Here is a 14116-nt window from a genome sequence, read left to right as displayed (position 1 = left end):
TCAGAGCGCGCGCAGCAGCAATCCGCCCGCGATCACTGCGATCAGCAGCCCGGCCACCAGTTCGATCGTGGGTGCCAACACGGCCGCGAACCGCGTGGCCGAGGCCGAGGCCAGCAACCCGCCCCGCAACCCGAACGACGTCCAGCCAACCAGGGTGGTGACGGTCGCGGTGCCCAGCGCCATGGCAAAGGCCCCGGCGATGCCGACCATCGCGATGCCCATCTGCCAGGTCAGGATCAGCACGAACAAGGCCCCGGTACAGGGTCGCGCGGCGATACCGGCGATCAGGATCAGCGCCTCGCGCAGGCTGCCGACCTGGGCCACCTCTTCGGCGGTGGGGCCGTGACGATGCCCGCAATCGGAACAGACTTCGCCGTCGTGGTGGTGATGCCCGTGATCATGATGATGGTGATGGTCATGCGGAGCACTGTCCGCACGACCGCGCCGGGCGAAACTGCGCAGCGATCGCAGAACCAGCCACAGCCCGATGGCCGCGATCGCGCCATAGCTGACCGGGGCCATGATCTGTTCGGTGGTGCCGACCAGGCTTTGCCGCGACATCTGGAACACCAGAACGCCTGCATAAACCAGAACGATGGCCGTCACGGCCTGCCCCAGCGAGGACAGCACGCTGATCGCCGACAGGCGCAGAAATGCGACATTGCGGCCCAGCCCGTACCCTCCGATCAGCACCTTACCATGCCCCGGCCCCACCGCATGGAAGAACCCATAGGCAAAACAGACGGCCAGCAGCGTGGCCACGGCCTCGGGCTGTTCGGCCCGCGCGGCCCGAAGGGCTCGGGCGATCTGGTTCTGAAATTCCCGCTGCTCGCCCGCGGCCCAGGACGCGAGGTTGTCAAAGCCTCCGCTGCCCCAGAACCACAGCAGCAGCGCTATTGCCAGGCCGACCGGCAGGATCAGGTAGCGGGACATGAAACGCGGATCTCGGTGGCAAAGCGTTCACCGACCAGGGGGATGTCGTTCTCCTCGAGGTCATAGTCGGCGTCCAGGGTCAGCAGAAAGGCCTGCATCTGGGCCAGTTCGCCGTCGATATCCGGCTCGAACCTGTCGATCCGGCAGGATTCAGGCCCGGAAACGGTGACCGGACGCGTCACTTCGTAGGCGGTATAGAATGTCTCGTCATAGGGTTTGGCAGACAGGCTTTGGGCGGGCAAAGGGTCGCCCTCGACCTTGCGCAGATGGGTTGTCACGATACGACCATCCTCGGTCGTGGCGCGCGGTTCCAGCGGACCGGACAAGGCAACCGGTTGATCGGCGGCCAGGATGACCAGATCGCCATTGTATCCTTCGACCCACTGCGCGTCGAAACCGGCGAGGCGCTGCTCTTCGGCTTCGGACAGCACGCCGTCGCCGTCCTGATCCAATCTCATGTCTTCAAGCACTAGCAGCGAGTAGAACTCGTCATAGGCCCAGGTGACGCGGACATGGGTCAGGTTGCCCGACTCGTCCACTATGAACTCCAGCCCGGTGTCGATGAAGACATGCGGGTGCGCCACCGCGGTAAACGGCAGGCAACAGGCGAACAAGGTGGGTATCCAGCGCATGAACGCGAAGATAGGGTGCCCGACCGGCGCTGGCAACGCGGTTCGGCGGTAAGCACGGATTTTGCCGCTTATTTCGGCGGAAACAGGACCAGCGTCTGCAGCGCCGTGCCGATCGGGCCTTGAGTATCGTACAGAACCGACTGCGACATCCCGATGCCGCTGGGCTGCCAGTGCGACACGGAGTCCGAGGCGAGCCAGTCGGAGGTCGGCTCGCGGTGGATCTGCACCGTCAGGTCGGTGTTCATGAACCCCATTTCCGAGGTCGGCGCATTCCACGAAATTCCGTTGCCGCAATCGGCCAGCGGGCACAACGACTGGATCGGCGAGGGGGTTTCACCCTCGAGCAGAAGCGGGGTGCGCATCCAGATGGTTTTCGGCCCCGCCCCCTGGTTGCCGCCTTTGGGATAGGCCACCTCGGAATGATGGGCAAAGCCGGGCAGGTCATGCCGCATTTCGCCGATGGGAAACGGGCCGTCTTCGATCTGCGACAGGTCGGGGCCTTGGATCGCCACATTCGGCACCGGCCCCAGATCCCGGCGCGCCAGATGCATCGTGGTGGCGGTCGCGCACAGCGTATCGTCCAGGTCATGCACCGTGACGCGCGTGGTGGCCAGCGTCTTGGTGTGGCGCACGGTCTCGGCGGCCACGCGAAGACCGGACAGAGGCAGCGGGCGCAGCAGATCGACGGTCAGGCGGGTCAGCATCTTGTCGGGGCCGACCTCGATCTCGGCCGCGCGCACGATCAGGCCCGCAACCGGGCCGGCATGACAGTGGTCAGCCGACCACGGCCCGCGCGCCGGGTCATTTCCGACAAAGGCCCCGTCGGGCGCGACCCGGAAATAAGCGGTCTTACCCACCACTGGCTGCATCGCCGCGTCCTGCATCTCAAATCTTTTCCTGGGTATGCTTTTTCAGTTCGGCCCGCGCCACCTGACGGCGATGCACCGCATCCGGGCCATCGGCCAGCCGCAGCGTGCGCACATGCGTCCAGGCGGTGGCCAGCGGCGTATCCTGGCTGACGCCCTGCCCGCCGAACATCTGCACCGCCTCGTCGATTACCTTCAGCGCAACGCGCGGTGCCACGACCTTGATCTGGCTGATCCACGGGGCCGCCGCGCGCGCATCGCCCTGATCCATGTACCACGCGGCCTTCAGACACAGCAGGCGGGCCATCTCGATCTCCATCCGGCACTCGGCGATGATGTCGAAATTGGCACCCAGTTGCGCCAGCTTCTTGCCGAAGGCTTCGCGCTGCAGGGCGCGTTTGCACATCTGCTCCAGCGCCATCTCGGCCTGGCCGATCGCGCGCATGCAGTGATGGATACGACCGGGCCCGAGGCGCCCCTGCGCGATTTCGAACCCGCGGCCCTCGCCCAGCAGGATGTTCTCGGCCGGCACTCGGACATTGGTGAACCGGATATGCATGTGTCCGTGCGGCGCGTCGTCATGGCCGTACACTTCCATCGGGCGCAGGATCTCGATCCCGGGCGTGTCGGCGGGCACCACGATCATCGACTGGCGCTTGTGCTTGGGCAGGTCGTCGCCGCCGGTCTTGACCATCACGATGTAGACCTTGCAGCGCGGATCGCCCGCGCCGGACGACCACCATTTCTCGCCATTCAGAACATAGTCATCCCCGTCCCGCACGCAGGACATCGAGATATTCGTGGCATCCGACGAGGCTACATCCGGCTCGGTCATCAGATAGGCCGAGCGGATCTCGCCCTCGAGCAGCGGCTTGAGCCACTGCTCTTTCATCTTCTCGGTGCCGTAGCGCTCGAACACCTCCATGTTGCCGGTGTCGGGGGCGGAACAATTGAACACCTCGGCGCCCAGCGGGGTCTTGCCCATCTCTTCGGCGAAATAGGCGTATTCAACCGTGGTCAGACCAAACCCCTTGTCGCTGTCGGTCAGCCAGAAATTCCACAGACCGGCCGCCTTGGCCTTGGCCTTCAGGCCTTCCAGTATCTCGGCCTGGCGTTCGGTGTACTGCCAGCGGTCGCCCTTGTTGATCTCGGCCTGGTATTCCTCTTCCAGGGGCATGATTTCGTTGCGGATCATGTCGCGGACCCGCTCCAGCAGCGCCCGGTTCTCCTCGCGCAAGACAAATGACATGTTCATGAAGAATCCTCCGTAGATCCCGGAACCGGGCTTTACCTTTGCGCCGAGGATGGCTTAGCTGCGGCAACTGTGTCCAGCCGCGTGACGGCACGTCACTTGCAATCAATTTGAAACGGAAGAGGGGCGCAGATGGCGTTGTTAATCGATACCGGGCTGTCCGACTGGATGAGCGATGCCGAGATTGCCGAAGAAGTACGGCAACATGCACCAACGGCCGATGTGCGCACGCCAAGCACAATTGGTGACCCGGCCGAGGTCACCATGGTGGCGGTTGTCGGCCTGCGGGAAGATCACGCGACCCGCCTACCCAATCTGCAGCTGGTGCAAAAGTTGGGCGCCGGAGTCGAGACAATCGTGTCGAACCCCGCCTTGCCCGCGCATGTCCGCGTGGCCCGCCTGAAACCGGACGCCCCGGCGCAAGGCATCGCAGAGTGGTTTCTGGCCTATATCCTGTACGCTCACCGGAACATGGGCTTTCACGCGGACGCTCAGCGGCGGGCCGAGTGGCGGCCGAAAGCGCCGGTGCTGACATCTGACACCGTAGTCGGAGTTCTGGGGCTGGGCCATATCGGCAGCCGTACCGCCCGCATGCTGCGCGATGTCGGGTTCCAGGTCATCGGCTGGAGCCGGTCGCCCAAGCAAATCGAAGATGTGACCTGTCTGCACGGGCAGGATGCTTTGCCGGGAATGCTGCGCGGTTGCGACCATGTCTGCGCGATTCTGCCCTCGACCCCCGAAACCATCGGCTTGTTCGACGCAGAAATGCTCAGCGCGATGAAGGACGGCAGCCAGTTGTTGAATGCGGGACGTGGCGACCTGATCGACGAGGAAGCCCTGATCGAGGCACTTGACCGGGGTCGTCCGGGCCATGCGGTTCTCGATGTGACCGCACAAGAGCCATTGCCCGCAGACAGCCCTTTATGGCGGCACCCGTCGGTCACGATCACACCGCATGTGTCGGGATGGCATCTGGGTGATGCGTTGGCGGATGTTGCCCAGAACTTTCTGCGGCTGAGCGCAGGTCAGCCCCTGCTGCACGAGGTTGACCGCAGCCGCGGTTACTGAGCCGCGATTACGGCGTCAGAATCCAATTGCCGCTGGCATCCTTGCACTGACGGGTGCGGATTTCCGGGTTGGGCGCCGCCCCGGACGGCTGGACAAAGTGCTGGAAGTGAACGCAGTTGTCCTTCACGTCCCGTATCCTGACCGTGCCTTTGGTGCCCGTTTTCTCGTTGACCCAGTTCCGCTCCTGCCCGACGCTTGGGGTCCCGCCTGCCAGCATCGAAGACGTCGTCGCGTCCAGAACCTGATAGTCGTCCGGGCTCAGCCCCATTTCGGCGATGATCCGGGACAGAGGCTTGGCATCGACCGCCCCCACGACACCCGACAAAAACAGCGCAAACAGGGCAGCAGGCAACCGGACAGTCATGCGAAACTCGCTTTCGTGAAAATTGATCTGCACCAAGAATATACATCCCAGCAATCAGGGCCAAGCCCCCGCGGCCGGACCTTCAAATAATGCCGAACAAACCTATCGGACTGCCGGCGCTATCGGCCCGCCGCTGATGCGACCATAGTAATCGCAAACCAAGCTTGAGGCACAGGAATGGCTCATCAAAACTACTACGCGCCCACCGGCGGGCTTCCGGACCAGACTCAGCTGCTGACCGACCGCGCCATGTTCACTGACGCCTATGCCGTCATCCCGAAAGGCACGATGCGCGACATCGTGACCAGCTTTCTGCCGTTTTGGGAACAAACCCGACTGTGGGTCCTTTCGCGCCCCCTCAGCGGGTTTGCCGAGACGTTTTCGCAATACATCATGGAGGTTCAGCCCGGCGGCGGCAGCGATACGCCCGAGACGGACCCGGAGGCTCAAGGCGTGGTCTTCGTCGTCGAAGGGTCGGTTACCCTGACCCTTGCGGGGCAGGTCCACGAGCTGGACACAGGGGGCTATGCCTACATTCCGCCCGGGTCCGATTGGACCTTGCACAACCGCTCTGACGCAGTGGCCCGGTTCCATTGGGTGCGCAAGGCCTATGAGGCCGTACCCGGATTGCCGGCCCCCGATCCGATCATCACCAACGAACGCGACGTCGCCCCAACCCCAATGCCCGGCACCGAAGGTCGGTGGGCCACAACGCGCTTCGCGGACCCGAATGACCTGCGCCATGACATGCATGTGAACATTGTCACGTTTGAACCAGGCGGGGTCATCCCCTTTGCCGAAACGCATGTCATGGAACACGGGCTTTATGTGCTTGAGGGAAAGGCCGTCTATCGACTGAACCAGGATTGGGTCGAGGTCGAGGCCGGTGACTACATGTGGTTGCGCGCGTTCTGTCCTCAAGCCTGCTACGCGGGCGGGCCGGGGCGATTCCGGTATCTGCTCTACAAGGACGTCAATCGGCACATGCCGTTGAAACTGTCCACACGATGACCAGCAAAAGGTCCTGAAAACGGGCTTTTGCGTCGGCAGGGGTTCACAGGGACGGCGGAATTTGCTGAAATCAGAGGTGATTTCGTTTTGTTCATTCGTGGAGATTGGTCGATGAAACTGCGCGCCCCTCTGACGGCACTGGCCCTGATCGGCCTCATGGTCGCCGTCGACACCGCCCCGGTCGTGGCAAAGGAAGCGACCAAAACCGTATCCGTCATGAGCCGCACATGGGCTGTGACGCAGGTTGCGGACGCCCCTGTCGTGTATCGTGCGACCCGCGACAACAACAACCTCAACCCGTTCGGCCCGCCGCCGCGCCTGCGCACGGTTCAGGCCATTGCGGCCATCCAGCAGGCAACCGGGTGCAAGGTGATCCGGTCAAGCATGTACCAGAATATTTCGGGCCAGTTCTTCTCGCAGGTCAGCTGCGGATAGCGGCGACGCCATACAGGCATTGAGGTCGGTCAAACGGCCTGCCATAGCTTGCGCATGAAACTCGCAATCAACGGATTCGGCCGCATCGGCCGCACGATCCTGCGGCAGGTCATGGCCCTGCCAGCGGGTTCGGATATTCAAGTGGTGCTGGTCAACGACATCGCACCGCTGGAGACCTGTGCCTATCTGTTCAAGTACGACAGCACGTTCGGCCCCTATGCCGGTTCGGTCGAAACCAGCGCCGGAGCCTTGCAGGTGGATGGACATTCGATTCCACTGAGCCACAGCGACGACCTTGCCGATGTCGATCTGTCCGGCGTGGACGTGATGCTAGATTGCACGGGTATCGCGCGCAGTTCGGATGTCGCAATCCGGGGCCTGCAGGCAGGGGCTAGCAAGGTGCTGATTTCCGGCCCGTCCCCGGCCGCCGAGACAACGATCGTTCTGGGTGCCAACGAAGACATGCTGGGCAATGCCCGGATTGTATCGAACGCGTCCTGCACCACCAACGCGCTGGCGCCGCTGGCCAAGGTGATCGACGAGATCGGGGGCATCGCCTCAGCGCACATGACCACGATTCACTGCTACACCAACAGCCAGCCGATGGTGGACGCTCCGCGCGGCGACCTGGCGCGGTCGCGGGCCGGGGCCTTGTCGATGGTGCCCACAACGTCAAGCGCGACCCATCTGATCGACGTGGTTCTGCCGCATCTTGCAGGCCGCATCTCGGGCGCGGCAGTTCGGGTGCCGACGGCCAGCGTCTCGGCCATCGATCTGGTCGTGACCCTGCAAAATGGAACGGAACCCGAGCTGTTCTCGGTCGAATTGCGTCGCGCCGTCGAGGCTTCAAAGGTGCTCGGCTGGACCGACTTGCCGCTGGTCTCGTCCGATCTGCGTGCGCGACCAGAATCGCTGGTGATTGCCGGACCGGAAACACGTGTCGTCGGGCAAAATCAGGTCCGGGTTTTCGGATGGTATGACAATGAGTGGGGTTTTTCGGCCCGTATGCTCGATGTCGCCGGGATGATGGCCCAGTTGGAATAGCCCGCAGCGCGCTTGGCGCTGCAGGGCTGAGTTACAGGTTTCAGTCGTGCGGCAAACTGCCAGCGCCGTGACCGGCCATTCCGCCCGAGACCTCTTCGGTCGACTCCTCGGCCAGTTCATGCGGCAGAATGAGGTTCAGCACAATGGCGATGAGCGCTGCGGGCAGCAGTCCGCTTGTCATCAGGATGCGGATTGTGTCCGGCAAATGCTGAACCGCGCCGGGTTCCAGTTGCAAGCCAAGCCCGATCGACAGCGAGATAGCGAAGATCACCATGTTGCGGCGATTCCAGTCCACGTCAGACAACATCGAAATACCGGCAGCCACCACCATGCCGAACATGACGATCACGCCGCCCCCCAGAACTTCGATCGGAACAGTGCGTATGATGGCGCCGACCTTGGGAACAAGTCCGCACAGGATCAGGAACAGCGCACCAATCGTGACGACATGGCGGCTCATGACACCGGTCATCGCGATCAGACCAACGTTCTGACTGAACGAGGTATTCGGCAAACCGCCAAAGATACCGGCAACCGCCGTACCCACACCATCTGCGTAGGTCGCTCCCGCGATTTCTTTGTCCGTGGCCTCGCGACCCGCACCGCCTTTGGTAATGCCCGAAACGTCACCGACGGTTTCGACCGCTGACACGAAAGCCATGAGGCAGAACCCGATCACCGCCGCAAGCGAGAATTCGAACCCATATTTGAAGGGCACCGGCAGCGCGAAACCAGCGGCCCGCGACCAGCTTGTTCCAATTGTTTCGAACGTCACCATTCCGACCATCAGGGCGTAGACATAGCCGACAGCCAATCCGACCAGAACCGCAGACACCGACAGCATTCCGCGAGCAAAGAACTTGAGGCCCAGCGTGACGATCACGACGACCAGTGCCGCAGACCAGTTGAGCAGCGATCCGTATTCCGGCGTACCGATCGCCGGGACACCACCCGCCGCATACTGGATGCCGACCTTGACCAGTGCCAATCCGATCATCGTCACAACAAGGCCCGTGACCAATGGCGGCAGAGCGAAGCGAATCTTGCCAATGAACATCCCAAGGCAGGCGTGAAAGATACCGCCGATCAGAACGCCTCCGAACAGCGCAGCAAGGGCCTCGACGCCCTTGCCAGCCACCAATGGGATCATGATTGGCAGGAACGCAAAGCTTGTTCCCTGAACGATGGGCAATGCCGCACCAACCGGGCCCAGCGTGATGGTCTGCAACAAGGTCGCCAGCCCTGCAAACAGCATCGACATCTGGATCAGATACAGCAGCTCGGGAAAATCGGGCGAGTTCGACCCGAAGCCAAACCCGGCCGCACCGGCCACGATGATGGCGGGGGTCACGTTTGACACAAACATTGCCAGAACGTGCTGAATCCCAAGTGGTATCGCCTTGTGCAGCGCAGGCGTGTAATTCGGATCCCGAAGCTGATCGGGTGTTCCTATCGAAGTTTCGGCCATGATCTCAACTGTCTCCCTGTTTTCTCATGGGGGTCTTGCCGCTTCTCCGACGGCTTCAAAATTGGCTTAGCGTTCAACCACCTCGTAAGGGGTGTCGAACCAGTGCTCCTCGAGGTTTGCACCCGAACCGATACGGTCGACTACAGCGAACAGGCCAGGCGCGTGCAGCGGCGTCAGCACGCCATGCCACGTGCCCCGATGGTAGTTCACGGCCTGTCCCGGCTGCGTCACGAAGGCCTGTGGCCGGCCCGGAACGCCATCCTCATCCGGCGCGACGATCACCAGGAACGGCTGGTGGGACATGGGAATGAAGGCCTGGCTGCCCTGAGGGTGACGTTCGACCATGTCCAGTTGAAAGGGCAATGTCCGTGGGTTGGCGTCGAACAGGCTGATCCCCGCGCGCCCGTCCGCAAAGTCCAGAACCGCCCGGTCGTGATACCGCCCGCACTGACCCTGATTGATGATCTTGTCCGGCGCACCGGAAACCTCGAGCACGTCACCGAACGGCGCAAAAGCTTGGGCCGTCAGCGGCGCGATATGGACGACTCGCGTCATGAGAGTAGCAGGTCGCGCAGCCGGAACTCGGCGATGCGCTCGACCTGACAGCAGGCTTCGGCGAGCTCGGTCTCGCGGTCATTCTCGATGCGCCGCTGGAACGCCTGCAGGATCGAGGCCTTGTCGTGGTCGCGCACCGCGATGATGAAGGGGAAGCCGAATTTTTCGGTGTAACGCGTGTTCAAATCGGTGAAGGCGTCGCGCTCGGCGTCGGTCAGGGCGTCCAACCCGGCCGAGGCCTGCTCGGAGGTGCTTTCGGCCGTCAGGCGTTTGGCCTGTGCCAGCTTGCCCGCCAGATCCGGATGCGCGGTCAGAACGCCAAGGCGTTCCTCGGACGAGGCCGAACGGAACACCCGCGCCAGCGCGTTGTGCAGCCCGCCCGCCGTATCATGGGCGGGGCCCAGTTCCAGCGCCCAGGCGCGCTCGGCGATCCAGGGCGAATGTTCGAAAATGCCGCCATAGGCCGCCACGAAGGCGTCGCGGTCCATCTGCGAGGGGCGTGGGCGATCCTGCGGCGGATGATGCGCCGCCCAATGTTCGGCAATCTGCAACCGGGTCGCGAACCATACATCGGAGAAGCCGCGCGCATAGTCCAGGAACCGCTTCAGCGCCATCACCCGGCCCGGTCGGCCGATCAGGCGGCAATGCAGACCGATCGACAACATCTTGGGCGCGCCCGCCTGCCCCTCGGCATAGAGCGCATCGAAACTGTCGCGGAGATAGGCGAAGAACTGATCGCCCGAGTTGAACCCCTGCGGCGTGGCAAAGCGCATGTCGTTGCAGTCCAGCGTATAGGGCACGATCAGCTGGTCGCGTCCGCTGACGTGCATCCAATAGGGCAGATCGTCAGCATAGGTGTCGGCCACATAGGCAAACCCGCCTTCCTCGGCCACCAGCCGAACGGTGTTGTCCGAACACCGTCCCGTGTACCAGCCGCGCGGGCGGTCTCCGACCACCTCAGTGTGCAGGCGGATCGCCTCGGCGATCTGGGCGCGCTCCTCGTCTTCCGGCATGTCCTTGTGCTCGACCCATTTCAGGCCGTGGCTGGCGATCTCCCACCCGGCGGATTTCATCGCCGCCACCTGATCGGGCGAGCGCGCCAGCGCGGTGGCCACGCCATAGACGGTCACTGGCAGGTCGGCCATCAGGCGATGCAGCCGCCAGAACCCAGCGCGGGCGCCGTATTCATAGATGGATTCCATGTTCCAATGCCGCTGGCCCGGCCAAGGCGCGGCGCCGACGATTTCGGACAGAAACGCCTCGGAAGCGGCGTCGCCATGCAACACGCAGTTTTCACCGCCCTCTTCGTAGTTCAGCACGATCTGCACTGCCAGCTTGGCCCCGCCCGGCCACTGGGCTTCTGGCGGGTTGGCTCCGTATCCAATCATGTCGCGGGGGTATCGGGGGGGCTGCATTCTGCTTTCCGTCTTCAATTTCAGGCTTCCATTCGGTTTATCCCATAAAACCGTGATGGATTATCAAATCAATCCGAACGCTGTTTCCGGTTGTTTCAGCGTTCCCTGTGCCATGGCCTTTGCCGCAAGATGGGCAATGCAAACCGGATTGCCTAAAATGGCATCCAAACACGAAACGTGCAGACAACAGCAGGAGCAACTCGTGGCAGGTTATCTGACGACCCACGTTCTGGACACGGCGCGCGGATGTCCGGCCGACGGGCTGAAAATCGCGTTGTACCGGGTGTCCGGCAATTCGCACCGGAAACTGGTTGAGATGGAAACCAACGCGGACGGGCGCACCGACAGTCCCATCCTGCCGGAAAAGACTTTCAAGACCGGTATCTACGAGTTGATCTTCTTTGCGGGGGACTACCTACGTGCCTCCGGACAAGCCGTTGAGGACCCTCTTTTCCTTGATCAAATACCGATCCGGTTTGGCATGTCCGACCCCGAGGCGCATTACCACGTGCCGCTTTTACTGTCGCCATTCGGGTATTCGACCTACCGGGGCAGCTGACCCCTTAGACCTGCGACGTCCGCACCACGTCGCCGATCCGCGAGATCATGAAATCCATGAACAGGCGCGCCTTGGGGTCCTGATGACGCCGATGCGTGTAGAGACACGCCATCTGGACCGAAACCGGTGGCGTGTCGACGGCAACGGGCACCAATCGCCCGGCCTTGAGATGCTCGGCCACTTCAAAAACGGGTTTCATCGCGATCCCCTGCCCAGCCAGCGCCCAATCAGTCAGAACATCGCCATCGTCGCACTCGAACCGCCCGGACACCGCAAACCGTTTGGGTCCTTCGGCTGTCTGCAGCAGCCATTGGAACTCGGTTGCTCCGGGGAATCGCAGATTCAGACATTCGTGCCGGTCCGAGATCAGCTCCGCCCCGGTCCGGGGCATGCCCCGGCGCGCAACATAGTCTGGCGCAGCACACAAGACGCGCTGGCAATCCGCGATTTTGCGGATTCGCAATGTGCTGTCTTCGGGTTGACCGATGAAGAACGCCAGATCCAGCCCTTCGGTCGTGAGATCAACAGACCTGTCCGTCAGACGCAGCCGCACGTCAATCTCGGGGTAGTCGGCAAGAAATTCCGGCACTTGAGGGGCCAACAGCCGTCGCCCGACCCCCAGTGGAGCCGCTACAAAAAGCGACCCCCGGGGCGCTTCGGTCAGGTGCACGACCTGCGCCTCGGCCTCGTTCACGGCATCCAGAACCGCAACCGCACCGGGGTAGAACGCCCGGCCCTGCTCGGTCGGGCTGAGGTTTCGGGTGGTACGCTGGAACAATCGCACACCCAAATGATCTTCGAGCTGGGAAATCCGCGCCGAAGTCACCGCTGGCGAGATTCGCAGATCGCGTCCGGCCGCGGACATGCTGCCAAGATCATAGACCCGGACAAAGGTACGGATATTGTCGAGATAGGACATCTTATCGTTTTTTTTGATACAGTTTGACAATATACGGGAATACCGAAGAAAACCCCGTTTGCCTAGTGTGTCGGCAAGCAATCGGAGAGCTTTGCATGTATGAATTCGCCGTGTTCTGGGACTGGATGGCATTTGCGGTGCGGTGGCTGCATGTCATCACGGCAATCGCCTGGATCGGATCGTCGTTCTATTTCATCGCGCTGGACCTCGGCCTGAACCGCGACATCCCCGGTCCTGCTGATGGCGAGGAATGGCAGGTGCATGGCGGCGGCTTCTACCATATCCAGAAATACCTCGTGGCGCCCGAGCGGATGCCCGACCACCTGACCTGGTTCAAATGGGAAAGCTATGCAACCTGGCTCAGCGGCGCGGCCCTGCTGATGATCGTCTACTGGGTGGGCGGCGAGCTGTATCTGATCGACGCACAGAAGGCCGATCTGGCACTGTGGCAGGGCATCCTGATCTCGGCGGCGTCGCTGACCGTGGGCTGGCTGATCTATGACCTCCTGTGCAAATCGGGGCTGGGCGAGCGCCCGACCCTGCTTATGCTGCTGCTGTTCGTTCTGCTGGTGGCGATGGGCTGGGGCTACAATCAGATCTTCACCGGCCGCGCGATGATGCTGCATCTGGGCGCCTTCACCGCCACGATCATGACGGCCAATGTGTTTTTCATCATCATGCCCAACCAACGGATCGTGGTGGATGACCTGAAAAACGGCCACACCCCCGACCCGAAATACGGCAAGATCGCCAAGCTGCGCTCGACCCACAACAACTATCTGACACTGCCGGTCGTTTTCCTGATGCTGTCGAACCATTACCCGCTGGCCTTTGCGACCGAATACAACTGGATCATCGCGGCGCTGGTGTTCCTGATGGGCGTCACCATCCGGCACTATTTCAACACACGCCACGCCCGGGCCGGCAACCCGACCTGGACCTGGCTTGTGACGGCCCTGCTGTTCATCGCCATCATGTGGCTGTCCACTGCGCCGATGTACAAACCGCTGGAAGAGGCCGAGGCGCAGCCCCTGACACAGTTCGAGGAGCGCTTTGTGCAGGCCAGCGGCTTTGAAGAAGCCCATGACGTAGTCTTGGGGCGCTGTTCCATGTGTCACGCGCGCGAGCCCGTCTGGGACGGAATCCTCTGGGCCCCCAAGGGTGTTCTTCTGGAAACCGAAGGTGACATCGCGCGCAATGCCGAGCAAATCTATCTGCAGGCTGGAGTCAGCCACGCGATGCCGCCGGCCAACGTCACCTATATGGAACCCGAAGACCGCGAGGCCATTATCCGCTGGTTCCGAAACGCGGGCCTGTAGCGGCAGCTTTTCCACAACTTCGCATGGGAACTGGGAAATCCGCGTTTATTTATTTGCCTGAGCGGTTTGAGATGATCTAACTGTTTCCAAGGGATCGCGGCGCCGCGACAAGCAGCGCAAATCAATGCGGCCCGGGACAGGTGGAGCCATTTGATGCAGGCGAGCAGACGTAGGGGCGGTCTGAAGAACTGGTGTGCGGGTGTGTTTTTTGCCCTCGCCCCGACCTGTGCGATGGCACTGGAAACATCGCTTGCAGCGCCAGGATTGTCGGACGAC

15 protein-coding genes are annotated in these 14116 nt (G+C 62.3%); 6 read left to right on the top strand and 9 right to left on the bottom strand.

The features are described from left to right. The 4 genes from ACR0FC_RS00600 to ACR0FC_RS00585 all read right to left on the bottom strand — a co-directional run bounded on the left by ACR0FC_RS00600 (window position 1) and on the right by ACR0FC_RS00585 (window position 3686). Window positions 1–933, bottom strand: a complete 933-nt coding sequence (locus ACR0FC_RS00600; RefSeq protein ID WP_170337496.1) for a nickel/cobalt transporter — start codon at window positions 931–933, stop codon at window positions 1–3. Further along, the gene (locus ACR0FC_RS00595; protein ID WP_480656760.1) at window positions 918–1547 is read right to left on the bottom strand and encodes a DUF1007 family protein; all 630 of its coding nucleotides are present in this window, start codon (window positions 1545–1547) and stop codon (window positions 918–920) included. The genes ACR0FC_RS00600 and ACR0FC_RS00595 overlap by 16 nt, the downstream gene beginning before the upstream one ends. An 86-nt stretch (window positions 1548–1633) precedes the next feature. Continuing rightward, a complete protein-coding gene (locus ACR0FC_RS00590) occupies window positions 1634–2449 on the bottom strand; it encodes a thioesterase family protein (RefSeq protein WP_254437743.1) in 816 nt (271 codons plus the stop codon). Window position 2450: 1 nt separating this feature from the next. Further along, complete coding sequence (locus ACR0FC_RS00585; protein WP_170337494.1) at window positions 2451–3686, bottom strand: acyl-CoA dehydrogenase family protein; 1236 nt, start codon at window positions 3684–3686, stop codon at window positions 2451–2453. Between the two features lie 129 nt (window positions 3687–3815). Between ACR0FC_RS00585 and ACR0FC_RS00580 the strand changes: the two genes are divergently transcribed. Beyond that, window positions 3816–4751, top strand: coding sequence for a 2-hydroxyacid dehydrogenase (locus ACR0FC_RS00580; protein WP_170337493.1), 936 nt, complete (start codon window positions 3816–3818; stop codon window positions 4749–4751). Between the two features lie 7 nt (window positions 4752–4758). On the opposite strand, the gene ACR0FC_RS00575 is transcribed toward ACR0FC_RS00580, so the two are convergent. Then, window positions 4759–5115: a hypothetical protein gene (locus ACR0FC_RS00575; protein ID WP_170337492.1), complete on the bottom strand. Its 357-nt coding sequence runs from the start codon at window positions 5113–5115 to the stop codon at window positions 4759–4761. A gap of 177 nt (window positions 5116–5292) precedes the next feature. Between ACR0FC_RS00575 and ACR0FC_RS00570 the strand changes: the two genes are divergently transcribed. The 3 genes from ACR0FC_RS00570 to ACR0FC_RS00560 all read left to right on the top strand — a co-directional run bounded on the left by ACR0FC_RS00570 (window position 5293) and on the right by ACR0FC_RS00560 (window position 7605). Then, entirely contained in the window at window positions 5293–6126 is an 834-nt protein-coding gene (locus tag ACR0FC_RS00570) for a bifunctional allantoicase/(S)-ureidoglycine aminohydrolase (protein ID WP_170337491.1), read from the top strand. A gap of 111 nt (window positions 6127–6237) precedes the next feature. Beyond that, window positions 6238–6561 (top strand): hypothetical protein, encoded by a 324-nt coding sequence (locus ACR0FC_RS00565; protein WP_170337490.1) that lies wholly within the window; start codon window positions 6238–6240, stop codon window positions 6559–6561. A gap of 54 nt (window positions 6562–6615) precedes the next feature. Continuing rightward, a complete protein-coding gene (locus tag ACR0FC_RS00560; protein WP_170337489.1) occupies window positions 6616–7605 on the top strand; it encodes a type I glyceraldehyde-3-phosphate dehydrogenase in 990 nt (329 codons plus the stop codon). 40 nt (window positions 7606–7645) lie between these two features. Here the strand turns inward: ACR0FC_RS00560 and ACR0FC_RS00555 are convergent, their stop codons facing one another. The 3 genes from ACR0FC_RS00555 to puuE all read right to left on the bottom strand — a co-directional run bounded on the left by ACR0FC_RS00555 (window position 7646) and on the right by puuE (window position 11043). Next, window positions 7646–9073: a uracil-xanthine permease family protein gene (locus ACR0FC_RS00555; protein WP_170337488.1), complete on the bottom strand. Its 1428-nt coding sequence runs from the start codon at window positions 9071–9073 to the stop codon at window positions 7646–7648. A gap of 66 nt (window positions 9074–9139) precedes the next feature. Then, a complete protein-coding gene (locus ACR0FC_RS00550) occupies window positions 9140–9628 on the bottom strand; it encodes an ureidoglycolate lyase (protein ID WP_170337487.1) in 489 nt (162 codons plus the stop codon). Continuing rightward, window positions 9625–11043 carry an allantoinase PuuE gene (puuE, locus tag ACR0FC_RS00545; protein WP_170337486.1) on the bottom strand — a complete coding sequence of 473 codons (1419 nt, stop codon included), beginning with the start codon at window positions 11041–11043 and terminating at the stop codon, window positions 9625–9627. The genes ACR0FC_RS00550 and puuE overlap by 4 nt, the downstream gene beginning before the upstream one ends. Before the next feature lie 202 nt (window positions 11044–11245). Between puuE and uraH the strand changes: the two genes are divergently transcribed. Beyond that, window positions 11246–11602 carry a hydroxyisourate hydrolase gene (uraH, locus tag ACR0FC_RS00540; RefSeq protein ID WP_170337485.1) on the top strand — a complete coding sequence of 119 codons (357 nt, stop codon included), beginning with the start codon at window positions 11246–11248 and terminating at the stop codon, window positions 11600–11602. A gap of 4 nt (window positions 11603–11606) precedes the next feature. Here uraH and ACR0FC_RS00535 read toward each other — a convergent pair whose 3' ends face one another. After that, window positions 11607–12521 (bottom strand): LysR family transcriptional regulator, encoded by a 915-nt coding sequence (locus ACR0FC_RS00535; RefSeq protein ID WP_170337484.1) that lies wholly within the window; start codon window positions 12519–12521, stop codon window positions 11607–11609. Between the two features lie 95 nt (window positions 12522–12616). Between ACR0FC_RS00535 and ACR0FC_RS00530 the strand changes: the two genes are divergently transcribed. Continuing rightward, on the top strand, window positions 12617–13840 hold the full coding sequence (locus tag ACR0FC_RS00530) for a urate hydroxylase PuuD (RefSeq protein ID WP_170337483.1): 1224 nt from the start codon (window positions 12617–12619) through the stop codon (window positions 13838–13840). Window positions 13841–14116: the final 276 nt, after the last annotated feature.

The organism is Ruegeria sp. BB9 (assembly GCF_056539345.1).
Note: the sequence above shows the minus strand (reverse complement) of the source record. Positions and strands in the feature narration are given on the sequence as shown.

Bases quoted from the DNA above. Each gene is read 5' to 3' on its own strand.
- puuE (WP_170337486.1), bottom strand. From the start codon at position 11,043: ATGCAGCCCCCCCGATACCCCCGCGACATGATTGGATACGGAGCCAAC.
- ACR0FC_RS00560 (WP_170337489.1), top strand. From the start codon at position 6,616: ATGAAACTCGCAATCAACGGATTCGGCCGCATCGGCCGCACGATCCTG.
- ACR0FC_RS00570 (WP_170337491.1), top strand. From the start codon at position 5,293: ATGGCTCATCAAAACTACTACGCGCCCACCGGCGGGCTTCCGGACCAG.
- ACR0FC_RS00550 (WP_170337487.1), bottom strand. From the start codon at position 9,628: ATGACGCGAGTCGTCCATATCGCGCCGCTGACGGCCCAAGCTTTTGCG.
- ACR0FC_RS00555 (WP_170337488.1), bottom strand. From the start codon at position 9,073: ATGGCCGAAACTTCGATAGGAACACCCGATCAGCTTCGGGATCCGAAT.
- ACR0FC_RS00585 (WP_170337494.1), bottom strand. From the start codon at position 3,686: ATGAACATGTCATTTGTCTTGCGCGAGGAGAACCGGGCGCTGCTGGAG.
- ACR0FC_RS00565 (WP_170337490.1), top strand. From the start codon at position 6,238: ATGAAACTGCGCGCCCCTCTGACGGCACTGGCCCTGATCGGCCTCATG.
- ACR0FC_RS00580 (WP_170337493.1), top strand. From the start codon at position 3,816: ATGGCGTTGTTAATCGATACCGGGCTGTCCGACTGGATGAGCGATGCC.
- ACR0FC_RS00535 (WP_170337484.1), bottom strand. From the start codon at position 12,521: ATGTCCTATCTCGACAATATCCGTACCTTTGTCCGGGTCTATGATCTT.
- ACR0FC_RS00530 (WP_170337483.1), top strand. From the start codon at position 12,617: ATGTATGAATTCGCCGTGTTCTGGGACTGGATGGCATTTGCGGTGCGG.
- ACR0FC_RS00600 (WP_170337496.1), bottom strand. From the start codon at position 933: ATGTCCCGCTACCTGATCCTGCCGGTCGGCCTGGCAATAGCGCTGCTG.
- ACR0FC_RS00590 (WP_254437743.1), bottom strand. From the start codon at position 2,449: ATGCAGGACGCGGCGATGCAGCCAGTGGTGGGTAAGACCGCTTATTTC.
- ACR0FC_RS00575 (WP_170337492.1), bottom strand. From the start codon at position 5,115: ATGACTGTCCGGTTGCCTGCTGCCCTGTTTGCGCTGTTTTTGTCGGGT.